21 protein-coding genes are annotated in these 20,648 nt (G+C 49.8%); 17 read left to right on the top strand and 4 right to left on the bottom strand.

The window, feature by feature from the left end:
* Positions 1-109 precede the first annotated feature (109 nt).
* The 9 genes from VPR01S_RS14615 (at position 110) to VPR01S_RS14575 (ending at position 11,256) form a co-directional block, all read left to right on the top strand.
* Positions 110-1,768, top strand: a complete 1,659-nt coding sequence (locus VPR01S_RS14615) for an ABC transporter substrate-binding protein (protein ID WP_021706125.1) — start codon at positions 110-112, stop codon at positions 1,766-1,768.
* Positions 1,769-2,039: 271 nt separating this feature from the next.
* Entirely contained in the window at positions 2,040-2,591 is a 552-nt protein-coding gene (gene ectA / locus VPR01S_RS14610; protein ID WP_021706124.1) for a diaminobutyrate acetyltransferase, read from the top strand.
* Positions 2,592-2,619: 28 nt separating this feature from the next.
* Complete coding sequence (gene ectB, locus VPR01S_RS14605; protein ID WP_021706123.1) at positions 2,620-3,885, top strand: diaminobutyrate--2-oxoglutarate transaminase; 1,266 nt, start codon at positions 2,620-2,622, stop codon at positions 3,883-3,885.
* A gap of 10 nt (positions 3,886-3,895) precedes the next feature.
* Positions 3,896-4,282 carry an ectoine synthase gene (locus tag VPR01S_RS14600; protein WP_021706122.1) on the top strand — a complete coding sequence of 129 codons (387 nt, stop codon included), beginning with the start codon at positions 3,896-3,898 and terminating at the stop codon, positions 4,280-4,282.
* Positions 4,283-4,348: 66 nt separating this feature from the next.
* Positions 4,349-5,767, top strand: a complete 1,419-nt coding sequence (locus VPR01S_RS14595; RefSeq protein WP_021706121.1) for an aspartate kinase — start codon at positions 4,349-4,351, stop codon at positions 5,765-5,767.
* A 259-nt stretch (positions 5,768-6,026) separates the two neighbouring features.
* Positions 6,027-7,496: a multiheme c-type cytochrome gene (locus VPR01S_RS14590; protein ID WP_021706120.1), complete on the top strand. Its 1,470-nt coding sequence runs from the start codon at positions 6,027-6,029 to the stop codon at positions 7,494-7,496.
* Between the two features lie 47 nt (positions 7,497-7,543).
* Complete coding sequence (locus VPR01S_RS14585; RefSeq protein ID WP_021706119.1) at positions 7,544-8,122, top strand: NapC/NirT family cytochrome c; 579 nt, start codon at positions 7,544-7,546, stop codon at positions 8,120-8,122.
* A 210-nt stretch (positions 8,123-8,332) separates the two neighbouring features.
* Positions 8,333-9,718 (top strand): hypothetical protein, encoded by a 1,386-nt coding sequence (locus tag VPR01S_RS14580; RefSeq protein ID WP_021706118.1) that lies wholly within the window; start codon positions 8,333-8,335, stop codon positions 9,716-9,718.
* Positions 9,719-9,780: 62 nt separating this feature from the next.
* A complete protein-coding gene (locus VPR01S_RS14575) occupies positions 9,781-11,256 on the top strand; it encodes a hypothetical protein (protein WP_021706117.1) in 1,476 nt (491 codons plus the stop codon).
* A 74-nt stretch (positions 11,257-11,330) separates the two neighbouring features.
* On the opposite strand, the gene VPR01S_RS14570 is transcribed toward VPR01S_RS14575, so the two are convergent.
* Positions 11,331-11,687, bottom strand: coding sequence for a hypothetical protein (locus VPR01S_RS14570; protein ID WP_021706116.1), 357 nt, complete (start codon positions 11,685-11,687; stop codon positions 11,331-11,333).
* A gap of 251 nt (positions 11,688-11,938) precedes the next feature.
* Here VPR01S_RS14570 and VPR01S_RS14565 point away from each other — a divergent pair, with 251 nt between their 5' ends.
* Both VPR01S_RS14565 and VPR01S_RS14560 read left to right on the top strand, forming a co-directional pair.
* Positions 11,939-12,832 (top strand): DMT family transporter, encoded by an 894-nt coding sequence (locus VPR01S_RS14565; protein ID WP_021706115.1) that lies wholly within the window; start codon positions 11,939-11,941, stop codon positions 12,830-12,832.
* A 101-nt stretch (positions 12,833-12,933) separates the two neighbouring features.
* Entirely contained in the window at positions 12,934-13,452 is a 519-nt protein-coding gene (locus VPR01S_RS14560; protein WP_021706114.1) for a DUF2799 domain-containing protein, read from the top strand.
* On the opposite strand, the gene VPR01S_RS14555 is transcribed toward VPR01S_RS14560, so the two are convergent.
* Positions 13,449-14,189, bottom strand: a complete 741-nt coding sequence (locus VPR01S_RS14555; RefSeq protein WP_021706113.1) for a DeoR/GlpR family DNA-binding transcription regulator — start codon at positions 14,187-14,189, stop codon at positions 13,449-13,451. The two genes, VPR01S_RS14560 and VPR01S_RS14555, sit on opposite strands and share 4 nt — an antisense overlap.
* A 178-nt stretch (positions 14,190-14,367) precedes the next feature.
* On the opposite strand from VPR01S_RS14555, the gene VPR01S_RS14550 reads away from it, so the two are divergent.
* The 3 genes from VPR01S_RS14550 to VPR01S_RS14540 are packed head-to-tail and all read left to right on the top strand — an operon-like array spanning position 14,368 to position 17,187.
* Entirely contained in the window at positions 14,368-15,336 is a 969-nt protein-coding gene (locus VPR01S_RS14550) for a hypothetical protein (protein WP_021706112.1), read from the top strand.
* Between the two features lie 11 nt (positions 15,337-15,347).
* A complete protein-coding gene (locus VPR01S_RS14545) occupies positions 15,348-15,677 on the top strand; it encodes a hypothetical protein (RefSeq protein ID WP_021706111.1) in 330 nt (109 codons plus the stop codon).
* A gap of 28 nt (positions 15,678-15,705) precedes the next feature.
* Entirely contained in the window at positions 15,706-17,187 is a 1,482-nt protein-coding gene (locus VPR01S_RS14540) for an alkaline phosphatase D family protein (protein WP_021706110.1), read from the top strand.
* Positions 17,188-17,233: 46 nt separating this feature from the next.
* Here the strand turns inward: VPR01S_RS14540 and VPR01S_RS14535 are convergent, their stop codons facing one another.
* Complete coding sequence (locus VPR01S_RS14535; RefSeq protein ID WP_021706109.1) at positions 17,234-17,716, bottom strand: MarR family winged helix-turn-helix transcriptional regulator; 483 nt, start codon at positions 17,714-17,716, stop codon at positions 17,234-17,236.
* 130 nt (positions 17,717-17,846) lie between these two features.
* On the opposite strand from VPR01S_RS14535, the gene VPR01S_RS14530 reads away from it, so the two are divergent.
* The 3 genes from VPR01S_RS14530 to VPR01S_RS22865 all read left to right on the top strand — a co-directional run bounded on the left by VPR01S_RS14530 (position 17,847) and on the right by VPR01S_RS22865 (position 19,655).
* Positions 17,847-18,752: an EamA family transporter gene (locus tag VPR01S_RS14530; RefSeq protein WP_021706108.1), complete on the top strand. Its 906-nt coding sequence runs from the start codon at positions 17,847-17,849 to the stop codon at positions 18,750-18,752.
* A complete protein-coding gene (locus VPR01S_RS14525) occupies positions 18,749-19,342 on the top strand; it encodes an NAD(P)H-dependent oxidoreductase (protein WP_021706107.1) in 594 nt (197 codons plus the stop codon). Before VPR01S_RS14530 ends, VPR01S_RS14525 begins: the two co-directional genes overlap by 4 nt.
* Positions 19,343-19,502: 160 nt before the next feature.
* A complete protein-coding gene (locus tag VPR01S_RS22865; protein WP_021706106.1) occupies positions 19,503-19,655 on the top strand; it encodes a hypothetical protein in 153 nt (50 codons plus the stop codon).
* Positions 19,656-19,740: 85 nt separating this feature from the next.
* Here the strand turns inward: VPR01S_RS22865 and VPR01S_RS14520 are convergent, their stop codons facing one another.
* Positions 19,741-20,352: a LysE family translocator gene (locus VPR01S_RS14520; protein WP_021706105.1), complete on the bottom strand. Its 612-nt coding sequence runs from the start codon at positions 20,350-20,352 to the stop codon at positions 19,741-19,743.
* Positions 20,353-20,648: the final 296 nt, after the last annotated feature.

Here is a 20,648-nt window from a genome sequence, read left to right as displayed (position 1 = left end):
CAAGGATCCGTACAGATAAGGTTTATGGATGAACCCTTTATGACGAAGATGCGCATGACGCCATGTCTTCGTCTATGATCCTGATAACACAATCTTTTCTGGAATTACGGTGAGCGAAGCAAACGTCAGAAGACTTCAACAACTCCTGGCCCGGTATGAGCCGGGCAAAGCGTATGATTTAGTTATTGAAGATCTTGAGGCCACGCTCTCAACGTCCCGCCGTAACATCTCCAACATCATGAAATCGCTCTCTGAGTTAGGTTGGGTCAACTGGAGCCCTTCTGTCGGCCGGGGAAAAACCAGCAAACTCACCGTTGTTCGTGACGTCAACGAAGCACTGATTGAGCTGATCACATCCGAACTGCAAAGTGGTCGTTTCACGCTGATCACTCGGCTGCTGGAAAGCTATGGCAGCATGGCGGTAACGGCGCTGTCGATCGCCACCGAATGCCAGAGCAACAAAAACCAGTCCGACGATCATCTGCTGATCGCACAATACCCCTGGGTTGATGTGCTCGACCCCGTCAGTACCTACAGGCTGGCGGAAATGCAGGTCATTAAAAGTATCTATGCAACCCTATTGCGGCAGGGTGACGACGGCGAAATTTATTCCTGCATTGCACATACCTGGGAGATGACCGGGAACACCATCACACTGTGGATTCGCCCCGACGTCATTTGCCACGACGGACAAAACCTCACCGCTGACGATGTGGTGTATTGCATTCAACGTTTGTGTCAGGTCGACGGACCGGTTCAGCACTTGTTTGAACAGGTCAAAGAGGCCAAAGTGAGTGGTTTACGCCAGGTCTCCCTGACGCTGGCGTACCCCAATCCCTTGTTTTTGTATGCTCTGTGCTCCAGCAATGCCTCCATCTATCGCAAACGCAGCGTCCACTTCTCCGCGAACCACGCGGCTTTTGTCGGCAGCGGGCCTTTTGCGATTGCCAGCTGGGATAACGAGCAGCTGACACTGAAACGTCACCATCAGTTTTTCTGTCGCCGGGCGCTGCTGGAAAGCATCACGCTTTCCAGTAACGGCGATCTTGCTGAGCAATACCTGAGCTTCAATGATCATGAGGGCGAGAAAGAATCATTTGTCATCAATGCATTAAGTTATCTGACGGCCAACTACCGAGCCGGAGCTGATATCTCTCCAACAACTTTGTCTCAATTGATGGCCTTTATCGATCAGCAACGCCGTCATCACGATCCGGATAATGCCGTTATCGGGCTGAATTTTTCTCCGGCAATCACACCAGATACCCCCAGCGATATCCCTCAACTGAGTGGCAGACTGGTCTTAACTCAGCCTCCGCTGACGCTGCCCATCCTCAAGGAGATCGCTCAGTGGCTGCATCACACCATTCGTCTGACCGGTCTGACGCTGGAGATACTCGATCTGAACAACATCAGCGACCCCAGCACCGTCAGAGAACAGGCAGATATGCTGTTCATTGAAGAGATCATTGAACAACCTTATGAGTTTGGTTTGTATGAGTGGCTGCTGATTTCTTCCGGGCTGCGTTTCGCATACAGCGACGAGGAACGCCGGGATCACGAACGTCGGGTACAGCAGGCGCTGGCCAGTTCTTATCCACAAGCAGCGCTGGAAACAATTGAGCAAGATCTTTACCAGAGCTATCGTTTTTTGCCGCTGTTCAACGGCCGCGAAGAAGTCTACCGCACTGTGGAGGTTCAGGGTATCGATATCCGGAAAACCGGCTACAGCGAGTTCTTCAAATTGTGGATCGCTCATAACCGCTAAACTCCTCCATAACGAGGAAAGTACGGCGCCTTCCTCGTCACACATTTCTCCACTCAAATCCTCTCTCTTGCACCAAATTTGTGAAAACATGTCATTTTAATTACATGACTAATAATTACATGACAAATTAAATAAAATTTTAATATTCATTAAAAACAAATAGTTAATACAAAATTACCGCTTAAAGTCACTTTGACAACTTGATCAACTCAATCAGTTATGTATCCTTTAAATGCAAATTTAATTCGAACTCTAATGAATTTTAAACAATATGTGGTACACAATGATCACGTCAGCACCCTGGGTAATGTACCCAGAAATTAAAACCAAGGAAGAACCCACCTGGCTGTTTCGCATGCCAGACAAGCATGATGGAGAGAGAGTTCACCAGTTGATTGCGTCCTGCCCACCGCTGGATGTCAACTCAGCATATTGCAACTTCCTCCAGGCATCGCATTTCAGACGCACCTGTGTGGTGGCCGAGAAAGGTGGCGATATTGGCGGATTTGTTTCCGGCTATCTCAAGCCAGGAAACGACAAAGAATTATTTATCTGGCAGGTCGCTGTTTCGCCGCGTTATCGCGGACAGGGCCTGGCCTTAAGAATGCTAAATCAACTGCTGGAACGCGAATCAGTCGAGCAGGTTGAGGTGATAGAAACCACCATCACTGAAGACAACCAAAGCTCCTGGGGTCTGTTTAAGAAACTGGATCGGGCCAATGGCGATCAAGGTAAAGTCACGACTTTCCTTGATGAAGACGAACACTTTGCAGGCAAACACGATACTGAGTATCTGTATCGCATTCCACTGACAAACTCTTAACTCACTAAAGGAAAAGAAAAGGTCCACAATGGATATTTTTAATCAGCAAGAGTCAAATGTACGCTCATACGCTAACAGTTTTCCAACCGTATTTACCTCAGCGAAAGGCAGCTGGTTGTACAACAACCAAGGCCAGCGCTATCTTGATTTTCTGGCTGGCGCCGGTTCGCTGAACTACGGACACAATAACGCCATCCTCAAGCAGGTACTTCTGGACTACATCGACAGCGATGGTCTGACCCACGGTCTGGACATGCACTCTGCTGCCAAAGAGGAATTCCTTACTGCGTTTACCCAATACATCCTGAAGCCGCGTAACCTGGATTACAAGCTGCAGTTTACTGGCCCTACAGGTACTAATGCGGTCGAGGCCGCTTTGAAACTGGCGCGCAAGGTCACTCAGCGTACCAACGTTGTGACTTTCACTAACGGTTTCCACGGCTGTACCACGGGTGCTTTATCTGCTACCGGTAACCAACACCACCGTGGCGGTGCGGGCATGCCTCTGTCGGGCATGAGTCGTTTGCCTTTTGAAGGTTATGCCGGCATTGATGGTCTGCAACTGTTTGAAACCATGTTGAACGATAATTCAAGTGGTCTGGACAAACCGGCAGCAGTGCTGCTGGAAACCGTTCAGGGTGAAGGCGGCTTGAATGCAGCCTCGAACGAATGGCTTCAGCGCCTGAACAAACTCTGTAAAGAACACGACATTCTGATGATCGTCGATGACATTCAGGCAGGTTGTGGCCGAACGGGTACCTTCTTCAGCTTTGAGCCTGCGGGCATCGAACCAGACATCGTCACGTTGTCGAAATCCATCAGTGGTTACGGCCTGCCGATGGCGCTGGTACTGCTGAAACCGGATTTGGATATCTGGCTACCCGGCGAGCACAACGGTACATTCCGTGGCAACAACCATGCATTTGTAACGGCGACGAAAACTATCGAAACGTACTGGACCAATGATGAGTTTGAAAAACACATCGCCGAGCGAGCATCGCAGGTGACCCGTGCATTGCAGCGCACACTGCGTAAATACCCGAGCTTGTTCAGCCGCCTGAAAGGTCGCGGCATGATGCAAGGAATCGAGTGTAGCCGTGGTGAAATCGCTTCCGCCATTGCGCGCGAGTGTTTCGAAAATGGCATGATCATTGAAACCGCCGGCCCAGACGACGAAGTCGTGAAGTTCTTCTGTCCGCTGACCATCAGCGAGTCGGAACTTGAACAGGGTCTGCATATTTTTGAGCAGGCGGTCGACACTATCGCCCCTCAACTCACCCGTAAAGCGTCTTAAGGAGTAAAAGATGATCGTAAGAACCCTGGAAGAATGTCAAAACAGTGAACGTCGCGTAGTAGCAGACAACTGGGAAAGTGTCCGCATGCTGCTGAAAGACGACAAAATGGGTTTCTCATTTCACATCACGACGATCTATGCGGGAACCAATACGCACATCCACTATAAAAACCACCTGGAGTCGGTGTACTGCATGTCCGGCCGTGGCGAAATTGAAGTGATTGGTGATAAAACCTATCCAATCGAACCGGGTACGCTCTACATTCTGGACAAGCATGATGAGCATTACCTCCGCGCATTTGACGGTGGTGACATGGTCATGGCTTGCGTCTTCAACCCGCCGATTACCGGTGCCGAAACGCACGACGAAAACGGTGTATACCCACTAGTGGAATAACCTCTTATCAGGGGCGAAAGCCCCTTTTTATTTGAACGAGAACACAATACAACCAAGGACTCAATGATGACTATTACCGTAGAGAAAATCGGCGGTACCTCCATGTCTGCATTCGATGCAGTGATCGACAACATTATTCTGAAACCAGAATCTCCCTACAACCGTGTGTTCGTGGTTTCCGCCTACGGCGGCATTACCGACGGCCTGCTGGAGTGTAAGCGTTCCGGTAAACCTGGGGTTTACCAGATGATCGCCAAACGGGATGAGGACTGGCATCAGTCGATGGCCGATCTTGAGCAGCGTATGTTGATGATCAACGAGAACTTGTTTGCCGATCCCATGAATCGTATCCGCGCGGATAAATTCATCCGTGCTCGCATCAGCGAAGCGACCAACTGCGTCGAGAACATTCTCGATACTTGTCAGTATAGCCAGTTTACCCTGCGCCAGTACTTGCCCCAGATTCGTGAATTTCTGGCATCACTTGGCGAAGTTCACAGTGCCTATAACCTGGCATTGAAACTGAAAACACTTGGCATTAACGCCAAATTTGTGGATTTATCCGGTTGGGAAAATCAGTTCGAGGGCGATCTCGATGAAGTCATCGCTGATGCGATGAAAGACATCGACTGCACCAATCAGTTACCGATCGTTACGGGTTATGCGTATTGTAAAGCGGGCCTGATGAAAACCTATGATCGTGGCTACAGTGAAATGACGTTCAGCCGGATCGCGTGCCTGATGGACGCCGAGCAGGCAATCATTCACAAAGAATACCACCTGAGCAGTGCAGATCCGCGTATCGTCGGACCGGAAAATGTTCACCCAATGGGACAGACTAACTTTGACGTTGCTGACCAGCTGGCCAACCTGGGAATGGAGGCTATTCACCCGAATGCCGCCTCAGGATTGCGTCAGAAAGACATCCCGTTACGGGTGAAAAATACCTTTGAACCGGACCACCCGGGCACACTGATTTCGACCAAGTTTAAGCCAAATAGCGACAAGATCGAGATCATCGCCGGTAAAAGCAAAGTCTTTGCGCTGCATATCTTTGATCAGGGCATGGTGGGAGCAGTCGACAATGTCAGTTACGACATGATGGAGATGATCTCCGACGCTCGAGTAAAACTGGTGAGCAAAGAGATGAACGCGAACTCGATCACTTACTACCTGAGTGGTAACACCAAAAGTCTCAATGAGTTGCTCTATCAGGCAGAAAAACGTTTCCCACAAGCCGCTATCACCGGCTCTATGGTTGCGCTGATCGCCGTCATCGGTGCCTACATCAATACTAACGAGGTGCTGAGCAAAGGCGTCCTGGCTCTGACAGGCCAGAGTATTTCGCCAATTGCTGTCCACTCTTCTATGCGTAACGTCAGCGTTCAGTTTGTGGTGGATGACGACAAGTACGAAAGCAGTATTTGTGCCTTGCACGACACGTTCTGCGGCGAACATTACGAGCGCCAGACAAAAGTCGCATAGTCGACAAACCATTAAACAACAGGGCCGACTGGCCCTGTTGTCTTTTCCTCACCATCCCGCTTTTCTCTTATCTAACCGCCCGTTACACCTACCCCTTTAGGGTTATTTTTATTCCGAGAACGTTATCTTGGTTACACTTTAACCACACTATTTTTGTGGCTTATACATGCCACTTATAGAATAGAAACGGAAAGTAAAGCAGTCGCCATAGAAAACAACTTTGCAGCAACGTACTGCATCCCTGTGAACGAGGTTCATTATGGAATTTGAACGGTTGACTAACAGGCCCGGGACACTTTGGTTGGTGGTGGTTCTGGCAATGATTACACTGGTTTTATCTTCTCATGTGGCCGCGCAACCTAAAGCGCTGGTCATGAAACCTTTTGAGCAGCTCAGCGCCGAAAGCAAAGAATGCGCTGCATGTCATAAAGACGAAAACCCGTCTTTGTACGCGCAATGGGGCCGCTCGAAGCACTACGGTGCCAACGTAGGTTGCTACGAATGCCACCAAGCTTCACCGAAAGATCCTGACGCCATTAAGCACCAGGGTTTCGACATTGCTGTAATTGTCTCGCCTAAAGACTGCGGCAGTTGTCATACTCAGGAAGTCTCTGAGTTTTCCGCCAGTCACCATGCCAATGCAGGTAAAATCATCGGCTCACTGGATAATTTCCTTGCAGAAGTGGTTGAGGGATCGTTGAGCTTTAATGGTGCGTCTCCCGCAGCGGTCAATGGATGCTGGCAGTGCCATGGCTCAGAGGTCAAAGTACTTGAGAACGGCGATCTCGACCCGGCCACCTGGCCCAACACCGGGATCGGACGCATCAATCCAGACGGCTCCCTGGGTGCCTGTAGTGCCTGCCACCAGCGTCACGAATTCGACATGGTACAAGCACGCCGTCCGGAAGCGTGCGGAAAATGCCATTTGGGCCCAGATCATCCACAAAAAGAGATCTACGAAGAGTCCAAACACGGAATTAACTTCTTCGCGCATGTGGATCGCATGAACATGGACTCCGCCAAATGGATCGTCGGCGAAGATTACGACGCCGCACCAACCTGTGCCACCTGCCATATGTCCGCGACGCGAGAGCTGCCTGTGACACACGATGTCGGCAACCGGATTTCCTGGACACTGCGCCCGGCTGTGTCGGAAAAAATTGATGCAAAAGACAAAGCCATGGGTGTTGCAACGAAATCGTGGCAGGACCGCCGTGCCGATATGCAGAACGTTTGTGAGTCCTGCCATACCAAGTCGATGGTAGATAACTTCTATCAACAGTTCGATTCACTGGTCAATTTGTACAACGACAAATTCGCTAAGCCAGGGAAAGCCCTGATGGCCACATTGCAACAAGAAGGCATGCTGACAGAAACCGGATTTGACGAAGAAATTGAATGGACCTGGTTCTACCTCTGGCACCACGAAGGCCGTCGCGCACGCCACGGCGCAGCGATGCAGGCTCCGGACTACGTGCAATGGCATGGCCTGTATGAGGTCGCCGAGCGTTTCTACATCGAAATGGTGCCTCAGTACTTGGAAACCGTCGAGAAAGCCGAACACGCTGGTAATATCGAAGGCGCCAAACGGGCAAGAAAAGTGCTGGAAGAGATCCTGGAACGCCCGGAACACGCATGGTTCAGTGGCAAGGAGCCGGAATCAGTGAAGCGTGCCCGTAAAGAAGCGCAAGCGGCCTTTAAAGCCCGCTATCTGGATGAAAGCAACTAACAACTCCGGAACGGCAGGTAGACCTACCTGCCTCCTGAGGAGGAAGCATGGGAAACAACACCTCCCGTAATGATGCGTTGTCCAGGAAACAGCGATTATGGCGCTGGCTGAAGAAGCCATTGCTGCTCGGCATACCAGTGGGCATATTTGTTCTGCTGACCGGCTTAGCTGGTTTTCAGGGTGTGATGGTGGCATCAAACCAGAATGCGTTTTGTTTCAGTTGTCACCTAAAAATAGACACCATCGTTCAGGAATATAAAGCCTCGCCACATTACATTGATGAGCAACACGTTCTGGCGACTTGCGCTGACTGTCATGTTCCACACGAGTTCGTCGATAAAATGAAAGTCAAAATCATGGCCACTGCAGATATCTACTACATGTTGGCTGGCACCATCACCAAGGAGAATTTTGAACAACAGCGCCCTCGACTGGCGCAAATGGTCTGGGATGACATGGTCGCGAACGACTCGGCAAACTGCCGACATTGTCACGTGGGCGATAACTTCGATCTGAGCCAGCAGCCTCAGCGAGCCAGACTGAATCATGAGTTGATGGAGAAACGTGGTGAAACCTGTATCGACTGCCATACGGGGATCGCCCACAAACGCATCACCATCGAATAGCCTTATTGCCCTCCCTCTGCCCTCTTTATTCCCTCACATGTAAAGAGGGCTTTTCATACCAAGTCATTAACAAGGTAGATACAAAATCACAAAACCATCACTAAAAACAGGCAAGAGCCGGCATCATCCCTTCGTGTTTTAATCCACATAAAATTTGTACGATCTGAGTTCTATAAAAAACACTGTTTAATAAAAAGTACAGGATTCAGAATGAACAAGACAATAACCTTATTAGCAATATCGAGCCTGGTGTTAAGTGGATGTGGCGGCGGTGGCGGCGGAAGCAGCAGTGACAGCAAACCCGCAGCACAAACTGGTGAAGTAAAGTACGACCTGTCCCAGGCCTTCAAAGACTACTACCAGGCCAGCGCTATCCTGAATCTGGGTCAAGTTGGCGAAAGCGTGATTCATCCTGCCAACTACCGTCTGTTAATGGACAGCCAGGATCAGGTCATTGACTACAGTTTGTCTGCCGAACCCAGCAACAGTGCATCGAAATGTCAGCTCGCACCGTTTACTCCGTCATTAAAAGCAAAAACAAACTACGCTGATGACAACGCGATGACTTTGGAGAAACTGGGGAATCAACCGCTTTTCTTAATGAACATTGAAGGTATCCCAGCCAAATACAGCGAATCCACGTGTCAGTACGTAGACGTCAACCGCAGCTCAAACGAAAGTACCTCGAAAAATGTACTGGCGCTTGCCAATCAGGCAGGCGTCGTGAAAGAACTGGACTTTACGATTGAAAAAATCCTCGCTCGCGGTGATCTGGCCAATAACCTTTCAGACTACACTCTGGCAATTTCAACCACAGGCGACGTGTATCAGCTTGGCCTGAACAGTGCCAACGGCGAACCCGAAGTGAAAAAAGTCGCATCGACAGGGAGCACACGCTGGCAGCAGGCAACATCCGATTATCTGGTCTCTGATGTCAAAGACTACAACATCAAACTGTACTCATTGAAAGACAACAAAGAGTATAACTTTGTCGCCAAAGAGAATGTCGAGAGGCTTGCCATTGCTAACTCAACTCTGGCAAACAGCGAATTTATCTACACCAAATACTACTCTAGCACGAAGCTGTTTATCTTGGAGCTCGACAGCAGTACCGACCAATTGATCAACACCCGTGAAGTGCCAGCAGCGCTGATTGACCCGATTACCACTACGGATTACTCGGTGAATGACAACACCTGTCAAGTCACGTTTGGCGGCACCACAGAAACCATCTACGATGATTCCGACGCCTCATACTTCAACGGAAACCTGGCAACGAAAGACATCGCTGATTTCTTTATCTGCCAGTCAGATAACCGTAAAACACTGGCAGTACGCCAGGTCAACAAATCAACGGGTGATTCAAAAAACTACAACCTGTTTACTTTTACTTCTGACAAAGTCATCACCTTTGATAAAGCACTTGTCGCGGCCAACAACGCAGTGTACGTCAGTGCTGGTGAAGGTTACTTAGGCGCCTCCAACTACGAAGCGTACAAACTGGATTCGGCCAACAACCAACCTGTGTTGCTATCCAACCTCAGCAACGTACCCAGCGGCATGGTCATTACCCACGTGGATTCTATCGCCAAGTAATCTACTGACCGGGAAGCCTGTCGTGGGCTTACCCGGTTTTCCATCGATGACAGGATAAAATAATGAATATTCAACACCTGATTCTTCTTTCTGTCTCTGCAAGCTTGGTAGCTTGTGGGGGCGGCGGTGGCGGGAGCAACAACAGCACACCAGCCCCTTCCCCAACCCGCAGCGTATCCGGGACCGCAATCGACGGCTACATCAAAGGCGCCACGGCATTTTTGGACCTGAACTACAACGGCCAACTCGACAGCGGTGAACCGAGCAACATCACGGATACGGAAGGGAATTACCGGCTGGCTATCACTGGGAACAACGCAGACTGCGTCGACTACGCGCCGATCGTCGTCAATGTCCCTGTTGGCGCTATTGATGCCGACCATCCAGACACCCCAATCAGTGAGGCTTACCAGCTGGTGTACCCGCCGGTCAAAGCCATCAGTGATAACGCCACCATCAAGTCCACTACGCCATTAACCACGGTATTGTGGAACCAGATTCAACAAGACATTCACAAGCAGTCTCTCAACAGTTGTCAGGCGCTGAAACAGGCTATTAACAGCCAGAATCAAATTGTCCAAAATATCAAAGAGCAAGAGCTGCGTATTGCGCAGCGCTACAACATCGACGTCAGCGACTTGTATGGCGACTTTGTGAAAAGTCAGAGTGCCGAGCTGTATCAACTGGCGCAAAACCTGATGCCAGCCATCAAGCGCTCATACGAAGAAACCAAACAGCTGCAATTGGCCTACCCGACGGCACAACGGGCGTATGTGGATTACTATTGGGAATACTGGGACTACACGGCAAAACAAACCGTCGACAAATGGTATCGCAAAGAAACTGTTCTTTATGCCAACAAGCTCAGCAGCATCACGCAGCAGGTGAGCGCTGATCTGGACAATCCATTGCAACTCAAGGAACGAATTGAGCGCAATACCAAACAGGTCGATGGATTAACTTACAGCAAAGAAGCCTGGCTGTATCTGGGGACAACGTCCGGTACTTATCGCTGCCTGATTGATGAAACATTTGCCCAGCAACTACAAGCTAATGCCCTGACCATTTATGGCATCGCCAACCGCTCATTCACCGACGCCACCGAAGACAGCTGGCAGGAGTGTGTGAACAACAATGTCGGCAACGATTACTCCCAACAGCTTTACACTGCGATTTACGACAATGAACGAGATCAAATGTTGTTGAGTAAAGGGAACTACTACTACCAAAAGAACCCGAAATATCCGGATTTGGTGAACCTGCAAGATCGTTTGGATAGCTATCAGCGAGGCGATCTTGATGTGTTGAATACCCTCTCAGCGGAACTGAGCAATACACAAGCTCATGGCGCTGATAGCTGGTCTCGTGAAAAATATCAGTACATCAAGAACGGCACCAACGATTACACCGGGATACTGACTATGCGGTACTCCAGTGGTTTGTGGACGCAGGAGCATTTTTACCAAAACGGCACCCGAACTTACCAATGCTCCGATGACGGCAGTAATTGGTCTGCAGAAAACTGTCCAAAAGAATAATAAGTCCCCTAACAATTAGCCACCTGACGGTGGCTTTTTTTCGCAGGCGATTGAGGATGCTCAATAAGGACGATTTAGGCCAGATTAAAAAACAACTCATCGTCAGTCATATAGCGGTGCTTCGATCCCATGTTTCGCAGATGCATAAACATAAAATCAGGGAAACCGGGCGCAATCATGTCGTTGGGTTCCCAACAAATACCACCAATGAAAATATAACGCCCCTGACACTCATCGGTGTGAAGCGGATTGTTGAGTGGTGTCGACAATTCCGCTCTGACGCCTTCCACCACACACACGATCTGCCCTTTGACCACGCCAACAACGCGTTTGACAAGGTTGGCTTTAATACCACAACGCCAAGCCTGACGAGTGGCCATTTCATAACCCTGTTTTCTCACCCCTTTCTGGATGTGCACTATCAGATTCATCCGGGAACTCCCGAGTTAACATCCCGTTACTATAACTTAACTAAGTGTACGTCACAGAGCGAGATTTTTATCGTCACCATCATGGGTGTTAATGGCGAATTTACATTGTAAAGATTCGTTGGCATTAACCGACATTCGCCAGATCCGGAACTGCAATCCAGATTCCGATTGATAAATCACTCGCCTTAGTTCACATTGAAATCAATACGATAACGTCGCAGTGAGCGCGCAAAAATGAGTCAAGGATAGGTATGTCTGTAGTCAGTTTTTTTCAACTTCTCGGCCTCGCGGCCATCTGGGGCGGTTCCTTTTTATTTATGCGTATTGCTGCTCACAGCTTTGGCCCGGCGTATCTGATTGAAGCTCGCGTCGGTTTTGCGGCGTTAAGTTTGCTACTCGCCGCGTTGTATTTACGTAAAGGCTTGCCCCCTCGCCAGCATATTCGCCATTTCATGATTCTTGGCCTGATAAACAGTGCGATGCCATTCCTGTTGTTTGGTTACGCGGCGCAAACGCTGAACGTATCAACCTTATCAATATTAAACTCCACAGCCCCTATATGGGGGGCACTGATCGGCTATTTGTGGCACCGGGCACCACTGACCAAATCCGCAATTCTCGGAATGCTCATTGGTATTACAGGCGTGTCCATTCTGGTTGGCTGGGATCTATCAGTCTCAGGTTACGACAAACTGATACCGATGATCGCCGCAACGTTGGCGGCCACCAGCTACGGACTGGCAACCAACTACACCAAAAATGCGCCACAAGTGTCCTCATTCGACAACTCCCACGGCAGCATGTGGGCAGCCACCTTATGGGTTCTGCCACTCCTGCCCTTTGTGCCGATGCAACAGACCCCAACCGGTACAGAAATGCTGTCCGTGGTTGCGCTCGGTGTGGTTTGTACTGGCATGGCGTATCTGCTGTATTTTAATCTGGTGCGTGATATCGGCCCTACGTCCACTTTGACCGTCACCTTTCTGATCCCAATTTTTGGCATTTTCTGGGGCTACCTTATCCTTGATGAACCCGTTGGCTTTAACACCATTGCTGGCACCGCTCTGGTGCTTGGCGGCACCATGCTGGTTACCGGCTTTTCCCCGGTTAAATTCCTGAAACGTCAAAGGATTAGCCAAGTATAACCAACACCTTATCAGCTAAAATATTTTTCTATAATGCCTTAACAATTAAACACTGTTCGATTATGCTGTGAGTCTATTATTCAACAGAGGAATGGATCAGCATGAAGACGTCGCTGATGGCTCTATTTGCGGTAAGCACGCTTGCCGGTTGTTCAAGTATTAGTGTGGAAGAGTGTCAGACAGCAGACTGGTATCAAACCGGATATCGGGACGGCCAGAACGGCAATAATCCAAACATCGTCAATGATTACGCCTCCGATTGTGAGGAAGCCAACATTGTGGTGGATAAAGTGGCATGGCAAAAAGGTTTCTCTCAGGGTACACGACTTTACTGCGCACCCAACAACGGTTACGTGGTCGGCTCTCAAGGGCGAGCTTACTACGGCGTATGCGATAGCGACCAATTCCTGAAAAACTATCAGCTCGGCAAACTGGAATACCAGCGTCAGCAACGGCTGACTGAGCTGAATAACCAAATCGCCGATCTTGATCGTCAGATTTCCTCAGCAGATAAAGGCGATTCGAAGAAGCTGGAAAGGCTTCGTGCGCAGCGCAAAGATCTGGCGCGTGAACGCTCGTCACTGCTGACGCCAAACGTTAACTTTCGTTTCGACTTCTAGCCCAGAATAACCGAGACACCATTCTGGCTTAAATACTCGATGTCGCCCTCAGGGGCGGCATCGTCTGTCAACAGCACAGAGACGGCACTGGTTGGTCCGATGGCCGACGGATAGATCTGACCAAACTTGCTCGAATCGGTCAAAACAATATTGCGCCGTTTCTTGGCGATAATCGCCGCCGCAATATCGGCACGCATCATATCGCGACTGGTAAATCCGGTATCCTGATGATAGCCATCAATGCCCAGAAAGGCAGTGCTAAAATGGATATTTTCAATACATAACCTGGTCAACGGCCCCACCAGGCTTTCCCCCTGATGCTGATAAACACCACCAAGCAAAATAATATTGGCCGATGTACTGCGTATCAAATGCGCAATGTACGCTGACGGCGTAATAATGGTCACGTCGCCACGTTCTGCCAGAGTACGCGCCAGCAAAGCATTCGCACTTCCACCTTCAATCAGAACCGTTTCATTAGCCGCGACCAAATCCGCCGCTTTATTAGCCAACGCCTGCTTTATATCAAAACGAACAGTCAGACGGCTATCCATGTCATCACTTTGCAGTGCAATTGCGGCACCGTGTACCCGTTTTAAATAGCCCTGTTGCTCAAGAACATTCAAATCCTGCCTGATGGTTACTCCTGACACGCCGAGCAAGTCAGAAAGTTCCGTCACCTGCACGCGCTTGCGCTCATTCACGACCTGCAGGATTTCATTTTGCCTTGAGTTCACCGTCTTCTCCGTTACGTATTAACTTTCATATCTTACCGCACACAGGTTTCATTTGAAACATCGCCCCGCTCGCGAATGCATTCATAAAATGAGCACTTCTTAACCAGAGTCACATCATTAATATGCATTTATGGTCATACTTATTCTTTCCCATACGCATTGAAAGGATATCACGCAGATGACACCTCCTTTACTCTTTCGCGGCGCACGCCTGGCTTGGCTGTCCATTGCGCTGGCGGTCAGCGCCTGCTCAACAACACCGACCGCCTATATTGCAGCCTACAGTAAAGATGCCACTCAGGTGACATCTCGGGTGCAAACACTTATCGATGATTACAACCGCTCAGCACGCAACGAAGAGCTGGCGACTCTGACCACCAGCCCACACAGCGTCACCAAAGATGCCTTAGCCGGAGCGGCGCGATCTGGGTTGCCAGACATTAACGCGGTCGCCCTGTTTCAGGCCAATCAAGCACTGCACCAGTATGCGCAGTCTCTGTTCCATCTGAGTATGACAGCCAGCGATCAGGCGGTTGCTCTGGCCAGTGTGGAACTGATTGAATCGTTGAACACGCTGAACAAATCGTACGAAAAACTCCAGTCAGAAACGCTACTGACCCAAGATCAAAGCGCGACCGGTGGACGGGTGATCGGCCAGCTCAGCGCCACTTACCTGCAAAACAAACGTGCCGACGCCATCAAAGCCGTTGTCATGGACGCGGATCCGCTGGTGCAAGAACTGACCGAACGTCTGGCAGCGGATATCCTCCGTCAGGACTTTATTCGCCGGCTTGAAATCGCGCGTGATACTGAGCTGTCGCTCTACCTGACAGCGGTCAACAACACATCACGCAGTGATTTATTACGGCGGCATGAGGCGGTTGAGCAAAGCTATGACAAGTATTCAGCCATGATGGCTAGCCTGGCGTCGGTGGAAGCAACCGCCAGCGCGCTGCGCGAAATGGCCCGAGCACATCATGTCATCGCCACCGAAGTCGCCGCGGATCGTTTCACCTCTGATGCCCTGAAGAAATCGGTCAGCGAACTGCACGCCACTCACAAGATGTTCGCCTCCCTCGAAGAAATGATGCAAACCTGCCCGAATCAGATAGTGGTTGGAGCCCGCTCCGCCCGTTGTCCGGAATGAGGAATTGAACCATGGATAAAACCGAGCTAAGAAATGAATTGTACGAAACATTGCTTCAAATCAATCAGTTGATGGCCGTCATGACCATAGGAAGTCGGGAGTATGACGAACTGTGGCACAAACAGCGTACCTTGAGATTGCAGTACGATGATCTGGTTAGTGCCTCTCTGACAGACACCAGTCAGGTGGCTGACGTGATGCATTTGCTGGGTGAACTGCGTCGCCAGAGCCAGCAGGCTCGCGACGATCTGAATAACCAAATCGAGCAGTTTGAAAGCGTAGCAAAGGTACTTAATACGGTTTCTAAAGTCAGCTCAGTGATGGCAGACGTCATTCGTTGAATACAAGCAGAAAATAAAGGAAGTCAGTATGCATAAAAAGCTTGTTCTTGGCCCGATCCTGGGACTGGAATCAGACCACCATTATACGGTCGTGGTGGTTACCGACCAATCAGCAGGCTCGGTAAATGTCAGCTATCCGCATCACCAACCCGTACCAGCCCAGCTGATTGGGGAGATCGACAATGGCAAAGTATGGCGCATGGAGCTCAACATTGATTCTGCGGGCGAGGAAACCATTGACTATACCCTGCAACAAGATGGCCTGACGCTACTCGATCAGCGTGGCAAGCAGCGCTGGTCGTTCTATGTTCCTGGCGACAAAGAGAAACCAAAGTTTGCGTACGCATCGTGTAACGGCTTCTCGGATTTAACCCTGATGAACAGCACCGAAGCACCTTTTCGGCTCTGGGAAACCATGGCACAGGAGCACCAGCGTGAACCATTCTCCCTACTCCTGATGGGGGGCGATCAGGTATACGCCGATGCGATCTGGACCAAAATCACCGCATTGAAACGCTGGAATGAACTCGATCGCAAAGACAAGGTAAAACGCCGGGCCACTAAGGATATGACTCGACAAATTGATCGCTTCTACAGTGAATTGTATGTCGACCGCTGGAACAAAGAACCCATCGCCAGCATGCTGGCTTCTATTCCGTCGATTATGATGTGGGACGACCACGATATCTTCGATGGCTGGGGCAGTTACCCAGAAGACATTCAGACATGTGACGTCTATCAGGCTATTTTCCGTTCCGCACGCAAACATTTCGAGTTACTACAAATCCGGGGCGTGCAGAACCAAAGCTTAATGTCAGCAAATAACCAGCCTCGCACGCACTATGGCGCCGCCCTAAGCTTTCACGGCTACGATATTTTGGTGCTGGACAATCGCTCTGAACGCACCTTGTCTCAAGTCATGGGATCCGCTCAGTGGCAGTCCGTCACGAAATATCTAAAGCACAACAACAACCAGACTCTGCTGGTCATGAGCGCCGTCCCGGTGGTGTACCGGGACTTTTCCTTTGCCGAAAATGCCGTGGATGCTACGCCATGGGAAGAGGAGCTGACCGACGACCTCAAAGATCACTGGCGAGCGAAAGAGCATGAAGGAGAACGTTCACGCCTGATCATGCATCTGCTGGACAGCGGCACACGGCGTCAGGGGCGCAGTGTGATTTTATCCGGCGATGTGCATGTTGGCGCGTTAGGAGTTATCCGCGATCTGCGCAGTGCTGACAATCGCGCAGTGCATCAGGTCGTGTCATCCGGCATCGTGCACCCGGCGCCAAGTTATATGCAATGGCTGGGGATCTGCGCAATTACCAATGACCGTACAGAATATCTGGATGAGAATCATCACATTGTCGCCGATATGCTAAGGCCATACGGTTCAGACAAATACATTCGCACACGTAACTTCGCGACGTTGCTGGAAGGTAGCGACCAGAAACTGTGGGTGAACTGGCTAACCGAAGGCAAAGACACCCCCGCCTTTCCGATACTCTGACCGTAAACTTGTTCGGGCCGACCGGCGCCATGGAGCGCCGGTTCGGTCATGATACATTGGCAACCAATACTTTTTTCAATAACATGGCCAACTGAGTTTTCTCGTCCTCTTCCAGCATGTCCAACATGGTATTCATGTTTTCTACATGCGACTCGAGTGCGGCATCAAGCGCGCGCTGGCCTTCTTCCGACAATCGTACTTTACAGCTACGGCGGTCGTTTTCACTGGCAATCCGCTCTATCAAACCACGTTGCACCAGCTTTTCAATCCGAGTACTCATCGCGCCGGACGATAACATCAGGGTTTGATACAACTCCGTTGGCGTCAGTGGCATTTGACTGCGTCTTAGCGTCGCGAGAATGTCGAACTCGATACTGCTCAACTGATGTGCCTCAAACACTGTTTCAAGCTGCTTTTGCCAACTTTGATTGACCCGGCGCAAGCGTCCGACAACTCCCATCGCAGAACAATCCAAATCAGGTCTGGCCTCACTCCACTGCCGCAAAATGCCGTCTACTGGGTCTTGCATACATCTTTTCTCCAAAAATATCTTTCAAAAAAGATACTTGATCGAAAGTTAAATCTCTATTATTTTTTAAAAAGTATCTTTCATAAAAGATACTTTTATAAGAGAAATATAGCCACACAGGAATATCAACATGCAACGGATTCAACTTCTGATGACATTGGCGCTGACCGCCATCGCCCCCATTGTGTGGGGCAGTACCTACATAGTGACGACGGAACTGCTACCGGCCAACAGCCCGCTTATCGCCTCAATGCTCAGAGCACTCCCGGCGGGTATTGTGCTGGTGATGCTCAGTCAGACTCTCCCTCAAGGCAAATGGTGGGCACGTCTGGCCATTTTGGGCTTCCTGAACATTGGATTTTTCTTCTACTGCCTATTCTTTGCCGCTACGTATCTTCCCGGTGGGATGGCTGCGTTGGTGATGTCGATTCAACCGGTACTGGTGATGGGGCTGAGCTATGTACTGCTTAGCAATACGCTCAGTATGAAACAAGGGATCGCCAGCATGCTCGGCATGGGTGGCATCGCCCTGCTCGTACTCAATAATCAAGCGGAATTAAACACCAATGGAATACTGATTGGCCTGCTGGGCACCGTCAGCATGGCGTCCGGGGTCGTGATGACCAAACGTTGGGGACGTCCGTCTAGCATGACATTGCTTAGCTTCACGGGTTGGCAACTGCTCTTTGGCGGTTTGATGTTGCTACCGGTGGCATTGTGGATGGAAGGCTTTCCGGAACACCTCAGCATCAAAAACTATCTTGGCTACGGATATCTGACGGTAGTGGGGGCCATGCTTGCCTACTCACTTTGGTTTCGGGGCATCGAGAAACTGCCCACCATCACCGTATCGTTTCTGGGCTTCTTGAGCAGTGTTTCCGCTGTCGTGCTCGGTTACATCGTCCTCGGCCAATCGCTAACCTGGTTACAACTGTGCGGCGCGGCGGCCATTTTGTTGTCCATCTTGCTGGCCGCGCCTAAGTCTCATTCATCTCAATCAACCTCTTTGACCAACACGAAAAAGGAATTCGCATGAAACTCACCATCATCTCCGGCAGCCAACGTGCGCAGTCACAAAGCTTCAACGTCGCAAAATACCTGAAACATATTGCGGCACCACATTTCGATCAAACGCAGATCCTTGATCTGCATGAACTTAACTTGCCTTTGTGGAATGAAGGCGTCTGGAATGGCAGTGAAGAATGGAGCCCGTGGAAAGTAGTCGCGTCAACCCTTAAAGCGTCTGATGCGTTTGTCTTCATTACCCCAGAGTGGCACGGCATGGCGACACCTGCACTAAAAAACTTTCTATTGCTGACCACCGACGATGAGCTGGCACACAAACCCGCTTTGGCGGTCAGTGTGTCCGCCAGTGTCAACGGCGTGTATCCGATCAGTGAATTGCGCATGACGGGCAGCAAAAACAACCACGTCTGCTTTCTGCCGGACCATTTGATCTTCCGTGACATTGACACCTCACTCAATCTGGAACTGACAGACGCTGGCGAGTTCATGCAGGCGCGAAGTCAATATACGCTGAGCCTGTTGGCCGCTTACGCACACGCACTGAAGCCAGTTCATCGGGATATGCTGCAGGCCGGTAAACCGTTCCGCTATGGCATGTAAGGAGGCTCATATCCGGGAAGAACGCCGCCAATGACAATCAAGTTGCATAGCAAAGTTTAATCTTGACGACAAACACTCTGATTAGGTGAACAATGCGGAATCTGCTTAGAATGCCAGCCAGAAGATTTGTCATACTCTTACCCAAAATCAAGGTGTTAAAATGTTTGCAGTTGATGATGTCGTCGTTGCGACAAAAGGTGTTGATCTGGGCCAAATGAAAGTGGTTGGCCTCAGTGGCGGTGGTTTTTACGTTCACGTCAAAGTGGGTGAAATCTCGCTGACGTACCCTGCTCATGATCTGAAAAAAGCGTAATCTACCGATCGATTACCCAAAACTAAAGGCAGCTTACGCTGCCTTTTTGTTTTGCTTCAACACCCCATGTCAGAGCCACTCGCCATCACTTAGTGGAAGCGGCCAGACCAGCGGCAAATCCAACAAACACCCCACCACTGACTTTATTCATCACTTTTTTGCTTTTCTCTGAAGCCAGTTTGATCCTGACCGCCGATGAGAACAGCGCATACACACTGTGAATCACCACCACCAAACCACAGAACGTAACCGATAACAGAATGAGTTGTGGCGTATGCGACTGAGAAACATCGATGAACTGTGGGAAGACCGACATAAAAAATACGATGGCTTTGGGATTTGAAATCGACACCAACACACCTTCACTAAAACACTGATAGTGAGAACGACTCGCCGCCCCGTGACGGGATGAGAGTCTGGCATCGGAACGCCACATTTTGAATCCGAGATACAGCAAATACATAGCCCCGAGCAACTTGATGGCGGTAAAAATAAACACCGACTGGGAAAGAACCACCCCCAGACTGGTGGCTGAAATAGCGGAGATACACAAGATGCCGGTAGCAATACCCAATATGCCAGCGAATGCTTTCCGTATTCCATTCTGGATGGCGTTATTGACGGTCAGCATTACCGCCGGCCCCGGCAAACAAATGGTTGCTGCCGCTAACAAAACGTATACAACGTAATTCTCCACACTAACTCCCTTTCCTTGTTTTTAGTTTTCACTGCTTATCCAAACATCTCTCGGATGTCACCATAATAAACACTAATTACATAATGCCCTAAGCGAGAAAAAGCGCCATAACACATTGAACGCCTGTTGAAACTTAATTGCGTGTCATTGTTCGCTAATAAGCTTTTGGTGTTATCACTGAGATAAAACACTTCGGGACCACGCTCTTTAATACATTTTGGCGCTAGCGTTAACTCGTTTAATATTTTGTAGAAACTTGGCTTGATAGTTAACTTACACAGAAACAACCCAAATAA

The sequence above is a fragment of the Vibrio proteolyticus NBRC 13287 genome (assembly GCF_000467125.1).
Lineage (GTDB): Bacteria > Pseudomonadota > Gammaproteobacteria > Enterobacterales > Vibrionaceae > Vibrio > Vibrio proteolyticus.
This window is presented reverse-complemented; position numbering and strand designations above follow the sequence as displayed.

Coding starts and splice junctions, on each gene's coding strand:
- VPR01S_RS14530 (WP_021706108.1), top strand. CDS start 17,847: ATGCAACGGATTCAACTTCTGATGACATTGGCGCTGACCGCCATCGCC.
- ectA (WP_021706124.1), top strand. CDS start 2,040: ATGTGGTACACAATGATCACGTCAGCACCCTGGGTAATGTACCCAGAA.
- VPR01S_RS14575 (WP_021706117.1), top strand. CDS start 9,781: ATGAATATTCAACACCTGATTCTTCTTTCTGTCTCTGCAAGCTTGGTA.
- VPR01S_RS14585 (WP_021706119.1), top strand. CDS start 7,544: ATGGGAAACAACACCTCCCGTAATGATGCGTTGTCCAGGAAACAGCGA.
- VPR01S_RS22865 (WP_021706106.1), top strand. CDS start 19,503: ATGTTTGCAGTTGATGATGTCGTCGTTGCGACAAAAGGTGTTGATCTG.
- VPR01S_RS14595 (WP_021706121.1), top strand. CDS start 4,349: ATGACTATTACCGTAGAGAAAATCGGCGGTACCTCCATGTCTGCATTC.
- VPR01S_RS14570 (WP_021706116.1), bottom strand. CDS start 11,687: ATGAATCTGATAGTGCACATCCAGAAAGGGGTGAGAAAACAGGGTTAT.
- VPR01S_RS14545 (WP_021706111.1), top strand. CDS start 15,348: ATGGATAAAACCGAGCTAAGAAATGAATTGTACGAAACATTGCTTCAA.
- VPR01S_RS14560 (WP_021706114.1), top strand. CDS start 12,934: ATGAAGACGTCGCTGATGGCTCTATTTGCGGTAAGCACGCTTGCCGGT.
- ectB (WP_021706123.1), top strand. CDS start 2,620: ATGGATATTTTTAATCAGCAAGAGTCAAATGTACGCTCATACGCTAAC.
- VPR01S_RS14565 (WP_021706115.1), top strand. CDS start 11,939: ATGTCTGTAGTCAGTTTTTTTCAACTTCTCGGCCTCGCGGCCATCTGG.
- VPR01S_RS14600 (WP_021706122.1), top strand. CDS start 3,896: ATGATCGTAAGAACCCTGGAAGAATGTCAAAACAGTGAACGTCGCGTA.
- VPR01S_RS14540 (WP_021706110.1), top strand. CDS start 15,706: ATGCATAAAAAGCTTGTTCTTGGCCCGATCCTGGGACTGGAATCAGAC.
- VPR01S_RS14525 (WP_021706107.1), top strand. CDS start 18,749: ATGAAACTCACCATCATCTCCGGCAGCCAACGTGCGCAGTCACAAAGC.
- VPR01S_RS14580 (WP_021706118.1), top strand. CDS start 8,333: ATGAACAAGACAATAACCTTATTAGCAATATCGAGCCTGGTGTTAAGT.
- VPR01S_RS14590 (WP_021706120.1), top strand. CDS start 6,027: ATGGAATTTGAACGGTTGACTAACAGGCCCGGGACACTTTGGTTGGTG.
- VPR01S_RS14550 (WP_021706112.1), top strand. CDS start 14,368: ATGACACCTCCTTTACTCTTTCGCGGCGCACGCCTGGCTTGGCTGTCC.
- VPR01S_RS14535 (WP_021706109.1), bottom strand. CDS start 17,716: ATGCAAGACCCAGTAGACGGCATTTTGCGGCAGTGGAGTGAGGCCAGA.